We start from the raw sequence: 23,530 nt of genomic DNA on the forward strand, positions 1-23,530 counted from the left end.
TTGTGCTTAGAAATGATTTAACCCAGTCATGACTACAAAAGAAAAGGATGGCAGCCCAAACAAAGGGCTGCCACATAAGCTCAGCTCTGGAAAAGTATATATTTTTGTTATTGTGACTTTGATATGTGCCAACAAAGTTCTCCCCGAAATAGCTTTTGTTGGCATCCAGAACTCAGTTATTTCAACTTTCTACTTTGTATACGAACCAACCCATATTAGGTACACACTTAAACCAAAGTCAATAAAAAACTTTGCAGTACGCGTATAAAATGTAAACGTATTTTCAAACTTTCCTTCTTTCAACCGGACATTCGATGACCTATTCGCGATGCACGTGAATGGTACTATGTTATAAAAATCATACATATAGAGAAATACATGTCCAATGTTCAAGAAGTAGTACACAGGTGTATTCATCCACTGACCAAAATAACATCTAACCAAGCTCGTTGGGTAAACAAGCACGGCTCATTAAAATTAAAAGATCTTGTTCCTGAAGGCGATTTTCAATGGCAGCTTGCTTTAGATCCTTGCAATGATAAAGCCGCGACTTTACACAGCATCAAACTTGCCCCCTCGTCTTCGTTTACAAATAGAGCGAATATAGATCAAGCTGCAACACTCACGTTAAAATTACATATGCAAGATCCACATTGGGAATTTACTGAGATCATTTTTAATCCTGATGCGTCTACACGTGTATACACTGAACTGCCACAGCACGATGCTCCCATAGGCAACTTAATAATGGCTCAAGTAGATCTAGCTGATAGAAAGTTAGCCACAATTACCATTCATATCCCTAGCCAACACCCACAAATGGACTTATCACCTAGCTCACCAGTTTTTGAGTTTTTTGTTCGAGGTAAGCATTTGCAAACAGGTCAATATTTCTGCACGGAAGAAATCAACATACTCACATAGCTTATTCTTATCACCAAACCGATGAGGCGTAACGCTAAAACGCCTCAACACTTGTTTTCCTTGCCCGTGTCGAGCGCAACCGGCAACTTATGATGTTTTCCCTATATCAATACTCACTTCATTTTGGAAAAATTGTTTAAACGTTTTTCTTGGGCTGAAGTTTCGATAATCCTTTTTCTTATATAACTCTGCCTACTTTTTAGATATCAGACAACGCCTACCTGGCAATCAGTAAGCCACCTTTCTCTTAACAGCGCAGCCTATTCTCATTCTATCGATTAAACAGTTTTTTATTCGGTTGTAACGATTATACTGGTTTTGTACTTAACAAAATGCGGGCGTATAACAATGAAAAAAACCGATTATTTATCAGTGGTGCTAAGTCTTTTCTGCATCAGTCCTTTGATTGCTTCAGCCGAATCTAAAGTAGAAGATGTATTTAAAGCGAATTGCGCTTCGTGTCACGGCGCAAACTTGCAAGGAGGAATGGCGGGTTCTTTGTTGGACTCAACTTGGGTAAAGGACGGCACAGATAAATCACTGACTGACGCCATCAAACTCGGCATTAAAGAGAGAGGAATGCCCGCTTTTGGTTCTTCCCTATCCGATGAAGCAATTCGTACTTTAGTTGTTTATATTAGAGAAGCTGGCTACCGTGCTGAAACACAAGCCATTCAAACACCGACTTTGAACAAAAGCTTCGATACTCAATATCACTCTGTTAACACGAGAGAAGTTGCATCTGCAGAGGGTATAATTTGGGCAATGGACTTTTTACCCAGTGGCGATTTACTTTATACGTTAAGAAAGGGCGAGTTGTGGCTGTTAGGTAAAGATGGAAAGAAAGTCCAAATAAAGAATACACCTCAAGTATGGCATCGCGGACAAGGTGGTATGCTAGATGTAATGCCAGATCCTGACTATGCCAAAAATGGCTGGGTTTATCTTTCCTATAGCAAACAAACTGGTAAAAATAATGCCGGACAAAATGTCGGGATCACCGCAATAGTTCGAGGTAAAATAAATAATAACCAGTGGGTTGAGCAACAAACCTTATTTGAAGCACCAAAACAAACGCACAGAAATAGAGGTTGGCATTTTGGCTCACGCTTCGCCATCGTTGGTGACTATCTATTTTTCAGTAATGGTGACGAAGGTCACCAAAATGATGCACAAGATTTAACAACACAAAATGGGAAAATACACAGAATATACAAAAATGGACAAGTTCCCAAAGATAACCCGTTTTTCACTCAACCGGGGGCACTCAAAACGATTTGGACTTATGGAAATAGAAACCCACAGGGATTAGTAAAGCACCCTACCACTGAGCAGATATGGTCAACAGAGCATGGTCCAAGAGGCGGCGATGAGCTGAACTTGATCTCAAAAGGCCTCAATTATGGCTGGCCAAAAATTACGTTCGGCATGAATTACGATGGAACCCCAATTACGCCCCATACAGCATTGCCTGGCATGCAACAGCCCATTCACCAGTGGACGCCATCAATCGCTGTCGCAGGAATGAACTTTTATACGAACACCGTATTTAGCAAGTGGCAAGGCGACTTGTTTGTTGGCAGTTTAGCGAAAAAGCAGTTACACCGCTTGCGTATAAAGGATAACAAAGTCATTGAAGACGAAATCATTTTAAAGGGACTCGGACGAATTCGAGATGTGGTTACCGCACCCACAGGTGAACTTTACATAACAATGAACGATAGGCAATCTAAAACCAGTAAAATCGTAGCCCTAACACCCGGTAAATAGCCAATAGGCACAAGAGATCAGTTACATTAGCTGTCGTAGTGTGATTACCATCGGAAGCAGACGGTATAAGTACCGAGCGATCGTGACGTAATCACACGATAAATGTTGCCGAGCTTCAGCAAGTTTTGCTCACCGTAACACAGTGGATTTCCCTTGGTAATGCGCGATTACGACAGAATCGCTTGGTAACTAAAGTACGACAAAATCGCTTGGTGTTAACAACATTAGCTGTAGTGGCGCATACCTGATCTTACAGTTTAGGTGAATACGTTTAGACTTCATCTGACAGGCAAGTATGAGCGAGGAATGGTCGTCCAATTCAATTTTTGTGGGTTGATAGCTGAGTAATCTGAACAGTGTTTAAATAGAGCTGCACGTAGAATTGTCCAAAAACGTGTAAAAATGGTGCATATTCACAATACTATTAATAACTTAATGGTCTAACGAAGGTTTTTTTTGAATTAACATTTACTTGTGGCTTTACGTTAAAACCAATACGCTTGCGGTTTTTAAAATTGTATTGATAGATGATTCGATTAATTAAATATGTTGTGCTTGCTGGCCTGATACCATTCGTAAGCTCTGTGTCAGCTGGCGTAGTTCATCTGCAAAACTACTCCTTTTCTAAAACCCAAGTAAGTTTACTTAAAAACCTGATAGAAACCTCTTCAGAGCTCACAAAGCAGCCCGATGTAGTGTATGTAAAGCATAAGTCGCGTGATGATTTGAAATCGATAGTGGTCAATAAAGCAATCTTGGACACACCATTTTCCTTTACTGGTAAATCACATGAGCTTAACTTGGCAGGGTTTCGCATTGCAGAAATCGATGTAAGAAAAGATAACTCACTGTATCGCATTAGTTTGGTATCGAATACGTCACCTGATTGGTCAATTTTTGTAGAGTTTGAAGACATGGTGCTATATGACTATAGATTACAAGGCTTTCTACTTTCTATAGTAGGCCAACACCAAACACATCATATCCAGATTGCCAAAGACTACAGTGTACTTAAAGCAACAGCTGCCCTTCATTAATCTTTTTAAAAGTGATCAATGGGGTCAGAGACGTTGATTTTAGCTATTTGAACCAGCGTCCGCCTTTGGCACAAAGCTTGTGTTCACTGTCAGATTTGATACACACTAAAATCCAAATCTGGAAGCTTATTCACATTCGCGACTTTAAGCTTTGCCTCACTTTATCGTGAGTTAAAGCTTAAAGAATGCCGCACTTGCCTGTAAATTGTTAGAAACCTTAACAATATCTTGGACCGAGCGGGTCAAGCTATTACTCGCTTGGGTGTTTCGCATTGTCGCCGCATCCACAGCTTCGACAGTCTGATTAATTTGCTCTAGACCTTGTTGTTGTTGCTTGGAAATATTCATCATATTTTGCACAAGATCCGAGGTTTTATTGGCCGCAGGAATTATTTTTTCAAGCTGCTTACCAGCAACCTCAGCTAAACTGACGCTCTCAGTGGCTGTCTCTCCTATTCTTTCCGACGCTTGCTGACATCGTTCTGCTAACTTTCGTACTTCGCTCGCAACCACTGCAAACCCTTTACCGTGAACACCTGCGCGTGAAGCTTCAATTGTTGCATTCAAAGCTAGCAAATTGGTTTGATAGGCAATTTCATCAATTATCTTGATTTGTTGCGCAATGGTTCGCATTGCATCAATCGTTTGTTTGACTTTCCCCCCGCCATCGTCTGCTTCTTTAGTGGTGTTAATTGCTACACCATCGGTGGCTAAAGCATACTCACTATTGGCTTTGATCGACTCACCTATTTTTAAAGCCGCATTTTTAGTATTTGAAACACTCTTCTCTTGCTCTGCGGCCGACACAGCCATCTCTTTTGCGATTCGAATTACCAATGTAGAGATATTCTCCAATGATGAGGAGCTTTGTTTCACCTCTTTTATGACTATCGCAAATTGTTTGGACATGCCTTGCAAAGCTCTCAACAAGCGTGACGTTTCACTATCACCTATAATTTTTTTCCTCATCTCTAAGTTGCCCGCAGCCAATGAATTTGCAATTGCAACAGCTTCATTAATGGGGGTCGTAATTGATTTAGAGATAATTACAGCAAGGAGAATCGCCACTCCAAAGCTAATCACGCTGACCGTCGCAACTAACGTTTGTGAATTACGATTGTCTCGTTGTAGTGCCGGACCCATTTGATCTTGACGATCTTTGATGCTCAACTTAAGCACTTCAATTTGGCGTGCCGCCTGCTGACCTAATACATCCAATTGCGCTCGCTTGAGCCTATTTCGTGAATCAATCACCAAGGTTAGATTATTGAAGTGCTCAATGTATTTAGGCGCAAGACGCACTAGGTTCACATAGTAACTTTGACGACTTTTCCCCTGAATCAAGGAGCCAAGTTCTCTAAGGTTATCGCTAAAGAGCGCATATTCGGTTTGAACACGTTCGACTTCCTCAGAGTCGTTCGTATCTAAGAACTTGACGACATGCAGCCGTGCAATCAGAAGGTTTCTGAGCGCCGCGGCTGCAAAAAACGCGGTTTCCATATCGCCATCTTGTCTTGCGTTTAACAAAATTTGAGACAGATCTTGCTCCATTTTCGGACCTATCACATTCAACTTTTCATGTACCAAAGTATTACGCTCGGCAATTTTTCTCGCCACTTGTTCAAATACAGACGCGTATTGGTTTGCCAATTGCTCAACGTCATTAAACGTGTTTATTTGTTCTTCGGTTATGGCGTCTTCGTGGGCACTTTGCAATAATTCTTGCAAAGCAGCCATGCGTGATAGTTCTTCTCTTAATGCCTCCGCTTTGCCGTTATTTATGTAGTGTAAAGCCGCTATTCTTAAGCTGAGTAGGTTCGCCTGTACTCGCCCTGCATTATTTGTATTTCGTGCAAGGGAGCGATAATCTCTAAATCCTTCAGCTGCTGTGTTAAGTGCTTGTATAGAGACTAAAACAGCGCAACTGAACAGTAGCAGCAAAACAAAGAAGCCAGCCCCCAAACGGTTTGAAATTTTTAGCTCCGCAAACATGTTTACCTTCAAGTCCCATAGGGCACCCTTGCTGAACGATTCTAAAAATATAATACAAACTTTGCGTGCTGCTTATTTTATTGCTAAAAAAACAATAAAATATTCTGCATCTCATCCTGTGTTTTCACACACTGTCACCGACGGTTCACTGACTTCAACAAGCTGCTTTTCTTTCGGCGCTAATATTGTTGCAATCCCAAATACCACTTCCTGTTTTTTTTGGTTAGTGCATTGGCAATCTAAAGTGACTACTCTGCGGCTCAAGTCTTTATCTATTACTGTAATTTTCGTTGTTATTTCGTCACCGATTTTCACCGGCGCGACAAACTTTAAATCTTGAGATAAATAAATCGAGCCGGGTCCTGGCAGTGTGGTGCCTATCACTGCAGAAATCTGAGCGGCAGTCCACATACCATGCGCGACGACACCATGAAACCGAGTTTGATTGGCATACTCTTCATTTACGTGCACGGGGTTAAAATCCCCAGTCAATGCTGCAAACCCCAATACATCATTCATTGTGACTGTACGAACAACAGATACGTTTTGCCCTATCTCTATTTCATCAAAAATAATATTCTCAAGTTTCATAATTCAACCCACTGCGTGATAACCATTATCAACGTACAGGATGCCACCAGTGATGGCCTTCGACAGGTCACTCACTAAAAACAGCGCTGTACCTGCTACGTCTTCGATAGATAAATGCCGATTTAAAGGCGACTTTAGCTCACTCGTTTCAAGTAACTGTTCAAAATCTTTCAACCCCGATGCAGCTCGGGTTTTGATGGGTCCAGGTGATATTGCATTGACTCTATGACCTTGCTGACCAAGCTCCAGTGCCATATATCGAACAGATGACTCCAGTGCTGCCTTAATTGGCCCCATTAGGCCATAATTCTTAACCGCTCTAGTGCTGCCCAGATATGACATTGTTATCAAACTGGATGATGGATTTAAAATGGGCTCTAACAGCCTGACCAAACGGACGAAAGATAAACAAGAAACGTCCATAGCCAATTGAACCCCTTCTCGGTGTGCATCGATGAGCCGCCCCTCTAAATCTTGCAACGGCGCAAAAGCCACGCTGTGAATTAAAAAGTCAATTTTCCCAAAAGTGGATTGGGTAAATGCGATAAGGTTTGCAAGTTGCTCATCACAGCTCACATCACATTGTTTAAATAGCACATCAGGCACAGAGTCTTGCAATGGCAATACAAAAGGCGCTGCTTTCTCGTTGGCATAACTCACAATCAACATCGCACCTTGCCTGTCTAATATTTTAGCGCACGAAAAAGCGATGCTGTGTTGATTTGCGACCCCTACGATAAGGCCTTTTTTCCCCTTTAAGTCATACATAAGCGCACGCTCCCTTCGCTACCACGCTAATTTATGAACCACATTTCACCAATAATATGGGGCAGACTTTTCATTAATAAGACAGCAAAGAGATAAGTAAATATATGCCATCAATTTAAGCAAGCGTTACAGTTATTCACGTAAAAAGCAGCACTCGCAAACATAAATAAAACACAAAAAAAACAATTCTAACAATCTATAAATAGCTATATATAACAGTGCTTTACAAGCCATTTATTCTGTGTAACATGCGCTATTTTTAAGTAAATAAAATAGGGACTATCATGAAGTCGTCACTTTTTGCGCTAACCATCGCACTCTTCTCTGGCAGCACTATTGCAGGTAATACTATTAAGTTTGATTATGTGGGTGCAGGCTATGCGAAGCATAAACTCGAGGACATGCCTAGCCAAGGTGGCTATACCGTAGAGGCAAGTAAAAAATTCGCTGACCGTTGGGTGGCTTCTGCACAATATTCAAGCACGTCAGATACGGGTGACTTTTCATCGAGCATCGAAATGGAAACAAACACGGATTATTGGAGTATTGGGGGCGCATACCTAATTTCGCAAGACGACAATTCTGTGTTCGAATTGGCCGCTAGTTTTAATCGCTTAGAGATTGATAATAAAATTATAAAATCTAAGTATGACTTGTATATAGACAATGCCTCTATCGGGCGTGGCCAGAATGTTAACTACAGATACACAGATCACACCAATACTCATACTTTAAAAGCTAATTATCATTACGCCTTTGCAGAAAGTGTCAACCTAGTTGCGGGGATCGGCTATGAATACTTAACAAACGCAGAACAAAAACACGAGTTGTTTTATCAAGTTGGCGTGAATTACAACTTTGCTCAAAACTTCACGCTTAGCGCGTTATACCGCAATATCGATATCTATGAAACTCAATCAATCACACTACGTTATAACTTTTAATTTGTAGTGTCAGGGAGCTAGCAATCTAGCTCCCATTTTATGATTTGCATTGTATGTTGAGAAACTGAGTGAGGCCAAATTTGCAGCGTCTCCTGATAGACTCCACTGCCAAAAAGCTCCCGCTCCTACGCGTTTTTTTCAATAATATGTACATCCCGTTGTGGGAATGGAATTGCAACATTGGCACTGTCTAACGCAGGTTTGATGGCCCGGTTTGTATCAAAATATACATCCCAGTAATCGTCCGTTTTACACCATACCCAAACAGTTAAATCAATTGAATTATCGCCATAGCCCACCACACCTACAAAAGGCGGAGGGTCTTGCAAAATGCGGCTGTCATTACTCGCCATTTTCAATAGTGCTTGTTCAGCTTCATCCACACTGTTGTTGTAACTGATTCCAACAGACAAATCGACACGTCGAATTTGCTCATGGGTGACATTATTTACCTTTTCACTCGCAAGTGGCCCATTCGGTAAAATGATACGGCGGTTATCTAATGTCGTTAGGAAGGTACAAAATACATCAATTGCTTCAACAACACCTTCTTCACCCTGCGCAACAATGTAATCTCCAACTTGAAATGGTTTAAAAATTAAAATCAGTACGCCACCAGCAAAGTTCGAAAGACTGCCCTGAAGTGCAAGACCAACAGCTAGCCCTGCCGCACCTAAAATGGCGATAAATGACGTCGTTTTAACTCCCAACATCGAGATAACAGATATAAATAAACATGCTTTTAAAAGCACAGTCGCAACACTGCTCAGCCACTTTCTTAGTGAGACATTAAACTCACGCTTTTCTAGCAAAAAGTCTATCGCTTTTCCGACTAACGAGATCAGCCATAAGCCCACAATCAAAGTGAGAATTGCGAGCGCGAACTTTGGTGCAAACTCAACGGCATGAACCGTTATCAAATCGATAATTTTTTGCATATCTATTTCAGCAATATCCATAACCATCCTCATTAATTAAAACTTAAGAACTAATCTTAGTTAACAAAATGGTTTTCATGCTAACTTTTTATTAATTTCAGAACCAAAATCGCCGAATCAACAGGTGAGTACCTCTTCCTATATTGAGATTTTTATTAGCGCACACTGTGTGGGCTTCACTCCGAACATACGTTTTACAATAGGGAGAACTAATCAAAAACCACTCACAACTTTACTAATATTCGCACTGAACTACATATCATTTCTTAGTAGCAAAACCGGTGACGATGGGCCTAGAGGTAGTATTATGCCCATACTATCGTTTACAGATGGCGCACTCACGGTACCAGAAGCGTTCAACATAACTGCGACACAAGTGGACACAAAGATATTGTCTGAATCGCAATCACTATAAATGGTGGGGATAAGAATTGGCGTCACGAGGCTTCCCAGAAGCCGCTAACGGAAATACTCAGCAGACTCTGTTTGGTATGAACTACCACAACTCTTTCCTAGAGGTATTACTAACCACAGGACAAACTTTATATCTAAACCTCTGTGGTGATGTGATTCGCCCGTGGGTTTTAGGCTTGATACGCTCTAGCTTTTAACCCTTATGATTGCCTAGTCGTGTCGATGCTGTATGAGAAATTGCTTGGGCGTCACGCCATAGGTATTTTTAAACGCCGTTGTAAAGTTACTAACATGGTTATAGCCTGCTCGATATGCTGCCTCGCCAATACTTAATTGCCCCAACATAATCGCTTTTTTTGCCTCATGTAAGCGTTGCTGCTTAGCATATTGCTTTACAGTCGTATTAAAACGAGATTTGAAAAAGCGCTGTAAGGTACTGATGCTCATACCCAACTGTTTAGCAATTTGCTCTAATGGCACATTGTTTTGTAGCAAGAAGACTAAATTTTGACTCACTTCCTCAATCACTTCAGGTGCATGCGGCCGCGCTCGGACAGTTTGCACCACTGTATTATTTTCAGTAGCCAGTAAATCAAGCACCTCAGGAACAATACTTAATATTAAGCTTTCTTGCTTTATTAATCGGTAAGGATCTGAGTCTACTTTATGCAAAGACATTATATTGAGTGCAGCATTAATCGCAGACTTTGACATTTTTAAAAGCGACACATGACTTGATTTGAGCAGCGGTTGATTGAGTATCTCCTTGCCATGCTTGTTAGATAGTTTTGCAGCGAGCCAAGGAAAACGCACGTCAATCGTGACTTTTCTTACCATTCGGCCCGTACTGAGAAAGCGTGTAAATACCTGAGGTTCCGCCACCATATTGACGAAGACTAAAGGGGGATCCGTAGCCTCCAAAAAGTACTTTCTTTCACCAACACTAAATTCTAGTGTGCCCTGAAATAAAAAGGTAATGGCCATACTTGGCTCGATAGCTGCGGTGCTTGTCGCATCTTGCGATTCTTGCATCTCAGTGCAATGAACATTCAAATGATGGTGAAGCACATCAAATCGCAATGATCCATTAGCCAGCTCACTGTCAACTCCCCGCCTCTGTGGCTTCCTAGCCAAGTGATGCTCAACGCCTATTTGTTGTAACGCTTCAGCTAGATCGGATTGTTTAAACGCGGGCATAAGGTGACTATTTATAATAATTTAATGACGATTTTGCACAATAAATGAAGCCAACTCAAGTCTCTTTAATAATTACAATATTGCAATTGGTAATTATTTTCATTGTATTTAACGGAGAGAAATTGTGAGCCTTTTCCAAACTAGATTTAAGCTAAGCCTGATTAGTGTAGCCATCAGCGCATTTTGCCCTTGGGCAGTCGCGAGTGAGCAAAATATTGAACAAATCAGCGTTTGGAGTACACAAGTAAAATCCTCAGCCCCATACCTGCAAGGTCAAGAGATCGCAGACAAACAAGCAGATCACATCTCGGATCTATTGAGAACGATCCCAGGCGTCGATGTAGGTGGCGCGCACTCTTTAAATCAACGCATCACAATCAGAAGCCTTGATGATAAAGACCTGAAGGTGACAATAGACGGGGCCTCTCAAAACGCCTATATGTACCACCATATGGGAAATCTACAGGTCCATGCCGACATATTAAAATCTGTAGAAATTCACACCGGCACCAACTCTGTCGAAAATGGCGGATTGGGTGGCGCTGTCAGGTTTACCACCAAACAAGCCAAAGATCTATTGCAGCAAGGAGAGCAATTCGGCGCCCGACTCAGCGCTGCGACCGGCGACAACTCAGGCCAACAATTTTCATTTACAGGCTTTGGTCAGCTGACAGGTGAACTAGATTTTTTGATTTATTTCAATGACGTCAACAAGGATAATTTTAAGGTTGGTGGAGACCAAATTCTTGATGAAAATGGCAAAGTCGAGCCCGACACCGATGGTACAGTGCGGGGTCTAGCCGGTGATGTGAAAGACACTCTGATTAAGTTTGGATGGGATATAAACCAGCAACAGCGCCTGTCGATTGGCTATGAGCAATATGAAGACAGCGGTGACTATAGCTACCGCCCTGATATGGGCATGTCGACAGACGTAACGATCGCCACTGGCACACACACACCCTTAACTTGGCCGACAAAATTTACCCGAGACACTTTAACTCTTAGTTATGAGCTTAATTTTGGCCACGCTTCGACACTGACGGCCAATCTTTTTGATAATGTCAGTGAGCTGTACAGAGACGAATCAGGCTGGGGACTCTCAGGCAACCCAAGATATACTCGCTTTATTGGCCAAGTAAACGGTGAAGCTCAAAATTCAGGGTTTAACCTGCTGGCACAAAGTGTTTTTGATACTTCACTTTTAAACCAAGAAACACACACAGTTACCTACGGTATAGACCACATAAAACACCAAACCAAGTATCACTTCTCTCCAACTCAAGGGCAAGCACTCAGCGCTCAAGAAGAAGCCAAATCAACCGCTTTTTTTATACAAAACCGTATTGATTTAACAAGCGAATTAGCAGTTGTTCCAGGTGTTCGCTTTGAACAAGCCGATGTCAAATCAGCTGTCCTTGATAACAATTTCAACCACACAACTTTTGCATTGGCGGGCTTGTACCAACTAACCCCAGATCTGCTCATTAAAATGAGTACAACGGAACTATTTAAAGCCCCAGAGTTGAGCGAAGTTTTTACGGGAGCGGGACTGGGCGCAAAGCCAAACTCTGATTTAAAAGCAGAAACCGGTATCAATACAGAGATCTCCATCGCCTACCAATATTCCGCGGATTCAGGCCGTTATAACCTAGGTGCAACTTATTTTGAGACCCGCATTGAAGATTACATTCATGATTACGTGCCTTACCCCAATGGTGGCCCAAGAGATACTTATAAACAAAATATTGGTCACTTAGCCATTGACGGCTATGAAGCATACATGAGCTTTGATGCTGGCCAATTGGAAATGACTCTAAACTACTCATCTTCAAGTAGTGAGCTAGATGCTTTTGATACTTATGAAGCCCTCTACGATGGTGCACGCATAGATCGTGAACAAGGCGATACCCTTGCATTCAACCTGCATTATGAAATGCTCAATTTTCCGCTTCACTTCAATTGGGAAGTGCATAAAGTCAAAAGCTTGAGCGCTGGACTAGATTTAGACGGGCGTGCGAGATTAGACAATTCAAAACCGGGCTTTACAGTTCACAATATCGTCGCTGTATGGCAGCCTAAACTTGTGAGTGGGCTGGAACTACGAATAGGCGTAGACAACCTTTTTGATAAGTATTACGCCTCTCAATCCTCAAGAACCGGACTTGGGAACCACCCTGTATTCGGCGAGCTTTTCTTATTGGATTATGAGCCAGGTAGAAATATCAAGGTTTCTGTTTCATACCACTTTTAATTTATAAACAGCGTATTTGCAAATAAGGCATATTTTTATATGCCTTTTAAAAGAGCGGGCAATAAGCCAGCTCTCTTTTAATATCCTGTTGAAGCCGCTCTTCGTTAAATTCTCCGTGTAATCACTTGTAATTTTCGCTATTAACAAAACATGTGAAAATGTTAATGCAATTTAAAAACCGTCAGAGAATTTTATGCCCCGTAATTACCCTATTGTCTTGAGATGGCTACTCAAAAAGTGGCCATGGATTATATCCGCAGTCATTGTCATTACCGTGACTTCTTTTGCCTTTCGCGCGATCACAGCACTCAGCGAATTAAAGTATGGCCTTACCCCACCCACGCTGCCTAAATATCAGCATTTAGATACCCAATTTCTTAATCAAAATGGTTGGCTACCTGAAGGTAAAAATTACGATCATAAATGGCCTTACCATGCGTCACAGGGCACGGCAACGCTGCCCATTCCCTATGAATGGTTAGCAGCACTTGAAGCACCTAAAAGTGTCCCGTGGTTCATATTATTCTCAGCAGAAAAAACCTTTTTATCTGAGTACATATACCGCCTAGGGTTTATAAATTTAAACGATGCAAATACGCCTTACTCATCTAAACAGCAACTGCCTCTGGGTTTAGCGAAAACCGCCAGTATCAATATGCCGGGGTTGGACCGCAAAGCCACCGCCATTGGCTTCACCTGCACGGCATGCCATACCGGGCAATTCACATATGACAATACTCGCTATGTGGTAGATGGTGGTCCCGCCATGACCGACTTGGGACTATTGACGCAATCGCTTGGTGCCGCGATTGGTCAAACCGTACTCTCCAGTAAACTCGCCCCATTTGATGGCCGTTTTGAGCGTTTTGCACGTAAAGTGTTGGGCAGTAACTACAACGTTGTCAGCAAAGCAAAACTAAAAAGTGCGCTACAAGATACTGTTGCTCAGCTCGCCAAAGGACAAGATACAATCAACGTAACCGAAGGGTTTACTCGCCTTGATGCGCTCAACCGAATCGGAAATAAAGTGTTTGCAGACAATATGGACCGTCCTGAAAACTATAACCCAATCGAGGCGCCTGTAAACTACCCGCATATTTGGACAACTTCTTGGTTTGATTGGGTGCAATACGATGGTTCCATAATGCAGCCTCTCATTAGAAATGCTGGTGAAGCGCTTGGTGTAGAGGCATTTGTTGATATGCAGATCCCCACCAATTCTTTGCAACAAGCAGCCACTTTTTCGAGTTCAATTCCGATAGAAACACTTTATCAACTCGAAAAGTGGTTGGCAGGTGACTATCCACTGCAAGACTATCAACCCGGTGAGTTAGGTAAGATAACCGGTTTGAAGGCACCTAAATGGCCACAAAGCCTCCCTAATATTAATCATAAGTTGGTTGAAAAAGGTAAGCGCCTTTATGTAGATAATTGCCAAGGCTGTCACCTTCCGACAATGGATACCCCTGAATTTTGGGCAAAGCATTGGAGTCAAATTGAATACGAGCAAGACGGACAGGTAAAGCAAACAGAGAGAAAATACTTACGCCTTACGATGATTGACGTAAATGAAATTGGGACAGATCCAGCACAAGCACAGGTTCTTTTGGACCGCACTGTAAATACAAAGGACCTCGGACTGAACACCGATTTGTGTGTGCCTGTAAATAAAAATCAAAAAACTGCACTCATGCAATCGAAACTACAGTTTGTTAACGTTCAAGACAGTGCAACCAACAATTTCGCTTTAGCCCTTGGTGCCGTTGTGGAACAAACCAATCAACAATGGTTTGCACAGAATTACACTTCTCAAGCTGCGCAACCTCGCTTGGAAGGTGGCAGACCTAACTGCTTGCGCAATGGCGCTGGCTACAAAGCCCGTCCACTCAATGGTATTTGGGCAACCGCGCCTTATCTGCATAATGGTTCTGTACCTAATTTATATAGTTTACTCTCTGAGCCATCAAGTAGACCAACATTTGTTGAACTAGGCAGCTTAGCATTTGACCCAATCAATGTTGGTATAGTACAGAGCAAGCAGGTTATTAAAATGAATAACCAATCCAACGCATTACCAGCAAACCAGACTGACGATTATCAAGGTGGTTTTTTCATCCTTGATACAAGACAAGCTGGAAACCTAAATACAGGTCATGCATTTACAAATGACCCTACTGTTCAAGGGAAAATTGGCAGAAAGCTAAACCATGACGAAAAGATGGCACTCATTGAATATCTAAAAACGCTATAAAAAAGGTGGGGGGTGTGCACATTCGTTCACGCCCCTAATTCCGCTATCTAATCTGATTAAAAAGCTTTTACTCAAATTTCTTTTTAGCTCCGCACTTTTTTGGTCAAAAAACAAACTAAACGTCACCTTCATGCGTATATGGACAATAGCCATCGGGTTGGAGGTACTATGAACCATTATGTAATCAAAGGGCACGACTACGACGCCTTTCGCGACGCCCAAGACGAACTTGTCGACTTAAGCGTAGACACAGAAGATATCAGCGCTATTTGCGACAGTAACACGCACCCCCTTCATGACTTTTTAACTAACCATGTAGTGAAAATTATTAAGTCAGAATGTGTGTTCTTAGCTGTTTTAGCTGTTAGCGCGTATTTTGCGGTGAGCTTGGCAGCAATTCCTGTGACAGCAATCATCGTCGCCACGGTCATACTAGGCATGTTCAGTATCTGGGTCAGTGGTATGATTGGCTCTGATCTAGTGAGATATTATTCTCTTTGCAAAGCAACAACACTAGGTGAAAAGCACCCACTCGTTTTGCACGTTGAAATCGAAGACAATCAAAGTGATATACTTAAAAAGGTTGTCGCAAAAAGACCACAGTTACAAATGCAGAAAGTCTATTAGGACAGCTATAAAGCGGTGAGATATTGATCTAAAGCCAGACATGCGGAGCCCACACACGGGCTCCAATGTGTGCGTTACTACTATTGTGTAGACGTTTCTTTTTGGTCAGTGAGTGCTAATTCAGCTTTGCGCGCATCTAGAAATGCTTCATATTGCTGTTGCATTAACGCAATATCAATAACCACTACAGATTCCCAACTCTCGCCAAAATCATCGGTCTTGACGACTTGCCCCTGCTCACATAAAAAGAATAATACTGCGCCCTGAGTCAGTTCAGGCAGTAATGTTGTACAGTTAGACTTGACTTCACCATGAGACTGCCAATTAAACTTTTTGCCTTGTTTATTTAACGAGGCTGAGATAACTCGGAGTTTCTTTTTTCCTTTCTTTTTATTCTCTTTTACTCGACCAACTGACACGATGCGATTGCCTGAAATCAATGCAGGTAAACTAGCATCAGTCTTATGATCACCAAAAAAGCTCAAAGAGCGATCGATTGTGTGCCAACTTTTACCATAGTCAACAGATACGACCTGATCACCAATGCCATCCCATTGACTAACTTCAAGTGCTACAAGCTCACCGGTTTTTAATTGCGAAAACTTCTTGAAGCTCTCATATTTTGCTGACTTCCATTGTCCTGATGCCTCGTTGTAAGTCAGCAACTTGTTATCATTGATCACCTTAAGTTCACCAGCGTCATCAAAAAAGACAAATAGACCGCCATTTTGAACAAGCCAATTGTGCCCGTCTTTCTTTTTAAATGAGCCTATTTTCTGCCAGCCTTTGTCCAATTCAACAAATCTGTACAAAGAGTGCTGCTTTTCAGAGCTTGTCAATGCATAACCAAAGCGGTCATCACTTCCTAACCAGACAAAGGCTTCCGTTGCAGAAATCGGTTGGTGTTGCAACCAGCTACCATCTTGTGATTGAGAAAATAAAACCCCCCTTTCACTGCCAATGAGCAAAGTATCATTTATTTGGCCGCTTGCTGTAAGCTGAGATGCCGTTGGTAACGATTGTGTCTCTACATTGCCCGCGGAGTCTACTAAGTGCAATTTTCCAAACCGTGCAGCAAGCACATTGTAATCGCTACCTCTCACTGAGATGGCTTCATCGCCATAAGCATTCGCGCGAGACAAAGCCCCCAACTGGTTTCTTAATTTTGAAAATGGATCATCTTTCCAAGAGTTGACCTGTGATAAATCAAGCGAATTATATAGATTTTGATAGTGATGATTTACAAAAGGCGCTAGCGCTGTGCTTTCTTCTAAACGAGTTACGTATGCGCGTTGTTCTGTTTTATTGCTCCAGAACGAGGCTTTTTTGGTATCAAGTAGCGGCTGAAAAACCAGCGTACCTAGGTTCGTTAACTGGGCGTTTTTTACTTGAAATACACCTGCAGACTGAAACACTGGCATGTTTATCCAAGAAGACATGTTTCCGTCACTGTAAAAGCTGTATAACAAAGAAATAATGTACTCACCTTCGGGCATTGCACCCACAAAGACCTGACTATCTACAGTCCCTTTTGAGTTAGCCCTTAAGCTGTAATAGTCATGTTCCCAGTCAACCTTTTCAGGGTCAAATTTTTTACCGTTTTTCTTCGCTTTCTCTTTTGCTTTTTGAATGGCAGCTTGTTTACGCTGTTCTTCATTATCTATACGAATGACAATGACCTCGTCCCAGTTTTTATGAAGGCTGGCGAGGCGATCTGTATTATTCACCAACTCAAGCGCCACAACTCCCTGTCCGGCCTGCAAAGGCTTATTATCGTTTATTCTCGTGCTATGAATAGTCGATTGACAACCAACCATAAAAACACACAGCAGTGTTACCAAAAAGACATTTATATAAATTCGTTTCATCTTGATTATTCTTCCATTTTTACTTAATGAAGTAACTCACATCAGAGCGTGTCCTGCTGCCCTGTTAACCAACCCTTATGTTAAACAAACTGCTCCCGTTCCACAAAACTTTTAACCGTCAGATTGGATTTAAAGCTTTTAATAAACAATCATTTAAAATATTTGATCAATTGAAAAAGCAAAATAGCGCTAAATATATGGCAATCACTGTGTGCTGTTGAGCTAAACGCTTTTTTACCTAAAATCAGAGCATCACGCAAATAGTACGAAAGATCCCCATGCATCCAATGTGTCTCTATAGGTACCTTTCGCATAGAGTACGGATTGCTGCCTATTAAGTGTGTATATATCGTTTCTAAATCAAACTTTTAAAATTTTACCCAGAATCACCAGTATGGTGTGTTTGATATTAATCCTGGCGGGGCTTCTTATCTACTTAGAACGCTGAATAAAGAAGAGTACCCCGTCAAGGAAAGCCAAAGGCGTTGAAATTACGTCTGATTTATTTTCGACTACGAAGGCGCTAAAAAATTAAGAGCACAGAGAATAAGTGTAACTATCAAGAAATATGAAAGCCGTATAAAAGCCTGAAATCACCGTTTATTGTGTTAAGAGAACGAAAATCTCGCAATGATAAAGGTCATTCAACCAACTCATTTTTTGGACATAAACAATTTGGAGTCGAAGGACGGATATGTGCCAACAACTGACATTCGTAACGCTCGATTAACGGGAAAAAATTGTGGGCTAAAATTGAGCGAAGCGAATAGCCCGCAAGTTTTTATCCCTGTTTTTTGCTTGTTAGGTTACCGTTCCTGAAAACTATACCTTTACTTGATTTTTGCCAGCCATCAATCTCAGGGTGATTGATTAAGTAACCATGAAACCCAAAAATAGAATACTTTTTACGGATGCGCTCTGTCCAAAGTACGCCAATTAACGCTCCGATAAAACTTGAACCATAAATGATGTTAACGGCAGTATCGTAATCTGTGTAACCCACAGAAAATGCCGAGGTTAAGGCAAATAACACTGTGGGCACTAATACTATTTGTAAATAGAAGCTGATAAAGACGCCATAACCAAGTAATGTTATAAATAGTTCAAATGGAAAGACTAAAATACTTCTAATTATCTTGAACAATTTACCACCTCCTTTTGGTAACCTAACAATTTAATATCGACCCATTGGGTCGTTTTTCTACCGAGCCAAGAGTCATTTTTATCATTGTACCAGTTCTATCACAATAACTAACTTGTTGCTAAAGATATATTTTTAATCATTATAGAAAGGATAAAAACGACCCAATGAGTCGCTTTCTTCACTATAGAAGGAACACAAAACAACTGAGCATAAGATCAGTGCTTTAAAAATAATATTCTAATGGCCGCTATTCTTTGAGGCATTCGACTAAACACGTTTTTGGGCACTTCTGAGTTACGAAGTGCCAACTGTGAAGGCTCTAGACATTTCCGTTTTAGAGAAGTAACAAATTTAGAAAAAACACAAATTACTATAAATTATGACAAAACTTGTTTTCTACTTAGCTATTTTTTCACCTAAGCCCCGTCATAATTTTGTTAGACCACCGAACGTTTAGTCACCCAAAGTCACTTTTCCCTATTTTCTTGATTTATAAAACAGCAAGTGCAACAAAAAATTGTAACCACCTAACTTTCCCCTGATTTGTAAGCAAATAGTCCAATTGATAAATACAACTAACCACTAAGATAGACTTAGCAACAACGCTGGTAGGGTTACCCTACGTTTTAAAAGGTCACGTAGATATGGCAGTTATACACAGCAATCAACCCGGCAAGCATTGCGGGTTAAGTGGCTTGGGAGGGTAAAGAGCGGCGTCACTATAGCATTAGAGCAAGTGGTCACACAGGTATTTAACAGCGCGCTGGGAAAAAGCTTAGATACCCAATTTGTTCTTCAGGGGTTTTATAGGTGCTGAGTTGGGCTTTTGAGTAGTGGCAAAAAGCAAAAACAGGCCCAGAAGTGATGAAATTGTTGTGTTCAGAGAAAGGGGAGAAGAGGTATGTGTCTAAGTACTATAAACATAACACTTCTTCCCTAAAACTTGAGTTAAAAAGTAAGAGGAAAAACATATGGCTACTCCAAATACAGCATTATGGAACAATGTGACAGGGGTTGATGGTACTTCCCGAACTATAAACTTCTTGGGGGAAGACCTAGGAACGGAATGGCATGCGACTAAAAATCCGAAAGGTCCCCGGAATATAAAAAGTGTGCTACGCAGGAATGGACAAATAGATGTGCAAACCACAAAAGGGTTAGGCGACAGTGTGTATTGGTTACCATGGAGATATGGGTATATGACAAGTGCGACATGGCAGATGATAAAAAACTCAGGATGCAATTTGTTCTTAACATCGAGGTTTACAGGTTGTAGATTAACCGTGGATTCCGATAGGATAGCACACACTGCGCATTGGGTGTATCCGAAAGGCGATGCAAGTAAACCAGAGCGTAATTCTAGCGCAGCCCGTGATAGAATCGAAGCAGCACAAATGTCTAGTAATCCATTAGTGATGAATGTCCGTAGGAGAGCATCTTTCACAACCACTAACGTGGGTGGTGGCAATATTAGTTACGATCAAGGTGCTGCTATTGGAGCTGGTTATAAAGATAAAAATGGTAAGTGGCATGTAAGATTTAGAACTTATGTGAGAAATGGACTGGGCGCTAATACAAATTGGGTCACTTTATGGGAGGAACAAAAACACTAAAAAAGGAGAAAGTGTTATCCTCGAGACAATGGGGAGGCTGATAGAAATAAAGCTTATTACAGCGATATTGCGATAACTTAAACCTAAAGCGGCGGCCTAATTTAGCGCAGTGTCAAAAGTTGTTGGCATAATTCCAATTGAATTAAGAGCTAGCTCATCCTGACGAGTTAAACAGCTCGCTCATGTCGTTAAGAAATTATTTATATAGAACAACAGGGTATCATAATTTTTTATATCGTTGTCGAGCCAATTTTCTGTCGCGATTACTGGCCAAAACTCTCATGCAGTTGGTATAGACTGGGGGCTCAGTTATGGTAGGTCAGTTGGGCTTTTGAAATTAAGTAATAAACGGGGACATGCAGTCTAAAAAGGCGACCGAGACGATCTTTAAAACCCCATCGACAGGTCGATGACAGTTTGGAGTCCGGTAAGTTATTTGGAAAATTCCCAGTGCATTGGCGTGATTTTAAGCAGTTTTACGCTTTTTAAGGCGAGTGACATAGGCAAACCCTACTTTGATAGAGGTTGAGAGGGCGGTAATTGGGACTCAGAGGTCGTGGTTAGCTGTCAGGAATTCTAGATCCGGAGGCTTGCTTCTTTTGAGTATCGGTAGAGCATGCTTTACCGATACTTCTTTACCAATCACATTCCCCCCTTTCCAATCAACTTTTGTTAGTTTCACTTACTCCTCTCAAACCGAAAAATCATTTTAGGTTCAAAGCGAGCCGCCTCTTCTTACCACCTAAAACCAAAGTTCTGTAGTAAGTTTTAAGAAGCATAGTTGCTGTCAAACACATCGGCATAAAGCTGGGTTATGCTTTGCTGCTTGAGTTGGTGGTTAAACTACTCAATGGCTAATGAAGCAAAACTTTTACGCTAGTAAGGAGCGGAAATCCAGTAATAGATAAAGGCGTGAGGTTGTCTCTAGTCAGTGTGAAGGTAGTAGCCCACACAGCCAATGAGCCCAAACTCATGATGAAATACCCCTTACCGAGTATGTGGCTTGCCACTGTTTTCTAACATGTAATTCTGCGCACTTTTAATGGTGTTTATCAGTAGGCAGTTCAGCGCTTGGCAAATGTCTTTGCTCATGCACTTTAGTATGATCGGGGCATGCTTAAGGTGAATGGGTGTCAGCTGAATCGTATTTGGTTGTGGAATTACATTTGTTTTGGCAGTTCGCTTTTTGACGTTGTGGTTGTTGAATTGTTTTAAAGGACTAGTCTGCGTAAATAAGAGTTTGATAGTGCCGCAAAGCGCCTAGCTTCTCACGAAGTTTTAGTTGAGAGTTAATGTAGTACTAGTGAGTAACTTTCTCTCCGTAGATCCAATCAATTACTTAGTCTAAATAACGAAATTACTACAGGCCCCAATATCACAGAATGGGGCAAGAATGAGTTGGTTGGTCATCCGTATTGCATAGTAGAACCAATGACACCGAATGGCGGTAACCGTCTACTTGTAGCTCATAGCCAAGTGCTAGATGAAGTTTAAATCTATTCACCAGAGCTAGAAAACTAGGGGGAGCAAGCACACGCAGAGCTTGTCATATACGATGAAAATTTAAAATAACCGGCCTAATATCCCTTGCACCCACTACCTCTTTGCAACCCTATGGGAAATTTCCTCTATACTGAAGAAATAGCGTTCGAGAGGTATCCTATGATTAGATCGCTCCAAAACCTGCTGTACAGTGCCATTAACATTGGTTGTGACAGTGATGAAGCCAATATTCACAAAGTGCGGATCACTAATACACTGGCATTTGTCGCGGCGGCCATCGCATGTATTAACATTGTGCTGTTCGGCATGCTTTCACATTCATTGATCACTGGCGTCATGAACACTGGGCTATTAGCTATTTGTTTAAGTGCAGTTTATTTACAACACCGTCGGCTTTATTACGTTGCTAGGATGGTTTTATTACTCAGTATCATCGGCTACATCTTTATTCATGCCAATTGGGTCGTTGGAAAGAACCTTGGTGTACAAAGTACCTTTTTTACCCTCCTTCCACTGCCGTGGTTACTGCTGGAAGACCATCGAAAAAGAACCAAGATCGTACTGTCGTTTTTGTGCTGTAGTTGTTATTTTTACATTCAATACCATCAACCACTTACGCCTCTTATTACTTTTCAAAGTAACTACCAAAGCGTCTTGCAGGTCGGCTCTGAGTTACTGGCTATGTTGGTTTTGATTGTTTTAGCCATTACCTTTGATAATGACCGCAATAAATACGAAAACAGACTGAGACAGCTCGCGACAGAAGATCCTTTAACAGGCCTTGCCAATAGAACTAAATTGCTCGCCGAAGGTAATCGTGTATTGGCTTACGCCAAACGCCATCAAGAACCTTTGTGCATCGCTTTACTCGACATCGATCACTTTAAGAGTGTAAACGATAAATATGGTCACAGTCATGGTGATACATCTCTAAAGATTATTGCCAAACTTTTAGCAAATAACTTACGAGAGAGTGATTTAGTGGCCCGTTATGGCGGCGAAGAGTTCGCGGTGATCTTACCAAGCGTCACGCTTAATCAAGCGACCAATGTATTAAATAAGCTCAGAGAGCAAATAGCACTAACTCCCATATGCTATGGGGGCGTATGTATTAATTGCAGTGCGAGTTTTGGCGTCACTCAACTCAACAATCCAAAGCAACAACTCACAGAGCTATTCGATCAAGCAGATGAAGCATTGTATCTGGCTAAAAACCAAGGTCGTAATTGTGTTGCAGCGTTTAATGCTGCTATTCAAGCGTAACTGCTTTTTATACTAATTATGAAACAAGAGGCCAAGCGACATATCACTTGGCCGTTGCCTCTTTAATTAGCAGGCACAAGTGTGTATTTCACGCGTTCTTTCGATACACTCTGATTCATTTGTGTTGCAATAAAATGGACCGAAAGAGTGTTCACGGCAAAACATATTTTTTGTGTGTGGAGCCCAGCCGCCCGCTACTTCTGGAGTTGCTTCAGCTGGCACTGATTTAGAGATTGAAAGTGACTTGATTTTCTTTTTATTCAATTTTAATTGCATGATCAATTCCTTGTTAAAATATTATTGCTTTTAAGTAAAGCAATTAAAAACTAACAAAAGAGCAATAATTGAACAAGTTATTTTTTAAATAATTTTACAAACCGAAACATTAATTTTACCACGCCATGTCAATACCAGAAGCAGATAACCTTCTCA

18 protein-coding genes are annotated in these 23,530 nt (G+C 41.4%); 9 read left to right on the plus strand and 9 right to left on the minus strand.

Annotation, left to right across the window (positions count from 1 at the left end; genetic code table 11):
- Positions 1-378 precede the first annotated feature (378 nt).
- The 3 genes from A7985_RS11265 (at position 379) to A7985_RS11275 (ending at position 3,731) form a co-directional block, all read left to right on the plus strand.
- Positions 379-924: a hypothetical protein gene (locus A7985_RS11265; RefSeq protein WP_065790571.1), complete on the plus strand. Its 546-nt coding sequence runs from the start codon at positions 379-381 to the stop codon at positions 922-924.
- A 348-nt stretch (positions 925-1,272) separates the two neighbouring features.
- Positions 1,273-2,694, plus strand: a complete 1,422-nt coding sequence (locus A7985_RS11270; RefSeq protein WP_065790572.1) for a PQQ-dependent sugar dehydrogenase — start codon at positions 1,273-1,275, stop codon at positions 2,692-2,694.
- A gap of 527 nt (positions 2,695-3,221) precedes the next feature.
- On the plus strand, positions 3,222-3,731 hold the full coding sequence (locus tag A7985_RS11275) for a hypothetical protein (protein WP_065790573.1): 510 nt from the start codon (positions 3,222-3,224) through the stop codon (positions 3,729-3,731).
- A gap of 171 nt (positions 3,732-3,902) precedes the next feature.
- Here A7985_RS11275 and A7985_RS26480 read toward each other — a convergent pair whose 3' ends face one another.
- The 3 genes from A7985_RS26480 to A7985_RS11290 form a co-directional block, all read right to left on the minus strand.
- Positions 3,903-5,723 carry a methyl-accepting chemotaxis protein gene (locus A7985_RS26480; protein WP_065790574.1) on the minus strand — a complete coding sequence of 607 codons (1,821 nt, stop codon included), beginning with the start codon at positions 5,721-5,723 and terminating at the stop codon, positions 3,903-3,905.
- Positions 5,724-5,834: 111 nt separating this feature from the next.
- A complete protein-coding gene (locus A7985_RS11285; RefSeq protein WP_065790575.1) occupies positions 5,835-6,314 on the minus strand; it encodes a MaoC/PaaZ C-terminal domain-containing protein in 480 nt (159 codons plus the stop codon).
- Between the two features lie 3 nt (positions 6,315-6,317).
- Positions 6,318-7,082 (minus strand): enoyl-ACP reductase FabI, encoded by a 765-nt coding sequence (locus A7985_RS11290; RefSeq protein ID WP_065790576.1) that lies wholly within the window; start codon positions 7,080-7,082, stop codon positions 6,318-6,320.
- A gap of 284 nt (positions 7,083-7,366) precedes the next feature.
- On the opposite strand from A7985_RS11290, the gene A7985_RS11295 reads away from it, so the two are divergent.
- Entirely contained in the window at positions 7,367-8,026 is a 660-nt protein-coding gene (locus A7985_RS11295; protein ID WP_065790577.1) for a hypothetical protein, read from the plus strand.
- Between the two features lie 125 nt (positions 8,027-8,151).
- Here the strand turns inward: A7985_RS11295 and A7985_RS11300 are convergent, their stop codons facing one another.
- Both A7985_RS11300 and A7985_RS11305 read right to left on the minus strand, forming a co-directional pair.
- Positions 8,152-8,985 carry a mechanosensitive ion channel family protein gene (locus A7985_RS11300; RefSeq protein ID WP_256096735.1) on the minus strand — a complete coding sequence of 278 codons (834 nt, stop codon included), beginning with the start codon at positions 8,983-8,985 and terminating at the stop codon, positions 8,152-8,154.
- Positions 8,986-9,588: 603 nt separating this feature from the next.
- Positions 9,589-10,575 (minus strand): helix-turn-helix domain-containing protein, encoded by a 987-nt coding sequence (locus A7985_RS11305; protein WP_065790578.1) that lies wholly within the window; start codon positions 10,573-10,575, stop codon positions 9,589-9,591.
- A gap of 124 nt (positions 10,576-10,699) precedes the next feature.
- Here A7985_RS11305 and A7985_RS11310 point away from each other — a divergent pair, with 124 nt between their 5' ends.
- The 3 genes from A7985_RS11310 to A7985_RS11325 all read left to right on the plus strand — a co-directional run bounded on the left by A7985_RS11310 (position 10,700) and on the right by A7985_RS11325 (position 15,707).
- Positions 10,700-12,829 (plus strand): TonB-dependent receptor domain-containing protein, encoded by a 2,130-nt coding sequence (locus A7985_RS11310; RefSeq protein WP_256096738.1) that lies wholly within the window; start codon positions 10,700-10,702, stop codon positions 12,827-12,829.
- Positions 12,830-13,022: 193 nt separating this feature from the next.
- Entirely contained in the window at positions 13,023-15,080 is a 2,058-nt protein-coding gene (locus A7985_RS11315) for a di-heme-cytochrome C peroxidase (protein WP_141685332.1), read from the plus strand.
- A 168-nt stretch (positions 15,081-15,248) separates the two neighbouring features.
- Positions 15,249-15,707: a hypothetical protein gene (locus A7985_RS11325; protein ID WP_065790581.1), complete on the plus strand. Its 459-nt coding sequence runs from the start codon at positions 15,249-15,251 to the stop codon at positions 15,705-15,707.
- 80 nt (positions 15,708-15,787) lie between these two features.
- Here the strand turns inward: A7985_RS11325 and A7985_RS11330 are convergent, their stop codons facing one another.
- Both A7985_RS11330 and A7985_RS11335 read right to left on the minus strand, forming a co-directional pair.
- Complete coding sequence (locus A7985_RS11330) at positions 15,788-17,575, minus strand: hypothetical protein (RefSeq protein WP_065790582.1); 1,788 nt, start codon at positions 17,573-17,575, stop codon at positions 15,788-15,790.
- 781 nt (positions 17,576-18,356) lie between these two features.
- Positions 18,357-18,719, minus strand: coding sequence for a hypothetical protein (locus A7985_RS11335; RefSeq protein ID WP_065790583.1), 363 nt, complete (start codon positions 18,717-18,719; stop codon positions 18,357-18,359).
- Positions 18,720-19,858: 1,139 nt separating this feature from the next.
- On the opposite strand from A7985_RS11335, the gene A7985_RS11340 reads away from it, so the two are divergent.
- Entirely contained in the window at positions 19,859-20,332 is a 474-nt protein-coding gene (locus A7985_RS11340) for a hypothetical protein (RefSeq protein WP_141685333.1), read from the plus strand.
- A gap of 547 nt (positions 20,333-20,879) precedes the next feature.
- On the opposite strand, the gene A7985_RS26910 is transcribed toward A7985_RS11340, so the two are convergent.
- On the minus strand, positions 20,880-21,014 hold the full coding sequence (locus A7985_RS26910) for a hypothetical protein (RefSeq protein ID WP_256096739.1): 135 nt from the start codon (positions 21,012-21,014) through the stop codon (positions 20,880-20,882).
- Positions 21,015-21,994: 980 nt separating this feature from the next.
- On the opposite strand from A7985_RS26910, the gene A7985_RS11345 reads away from it, so the two are divergent.
- The gene (locus A7985_RS11345; RefSeq protein ID WP_065790585.1) at positions 21,995-23,098 is read left to right on the plus strand and encodes a GGDEF domain-containing protein; all 1,104 of its coding nucleotides are present in this window, start codon (positions 21,995-21,997) and stop codon (positions 23,096-23,098) included.
- Positions 23,099-23,164: 66 nt separating this feature from the next.
- Here the strand turns inward: A7985_RS11345 and A7985_RS11350 are convergent, their stop codons facing one another.
- The gene (locus A7985_RS11350; protein ID WP_065790586.1) at positions 23,165-23,374 is read right to left on the minus strand and encodes a hypothetical protein; all 210 of its coding nucleotides are present in this window, start codon (positions 23,372-23,374) and stop codon (positions 23,165-23,167) included.
- Between the last annotated feature and the right edge of the window lie 156 nt (positions 23,375-23,530).

The organism is Pseudoalteromonas luteoviolacea, assembly GCF_001696455.1.
Classification (GTDB): Bacteria; Pseudomonadota; Gammaproteobacteria; order Enterobacterales; family Alteromonadaceae; genus Pseudoalteromonas; species Pseudoalteromonas luteoviolacea_C.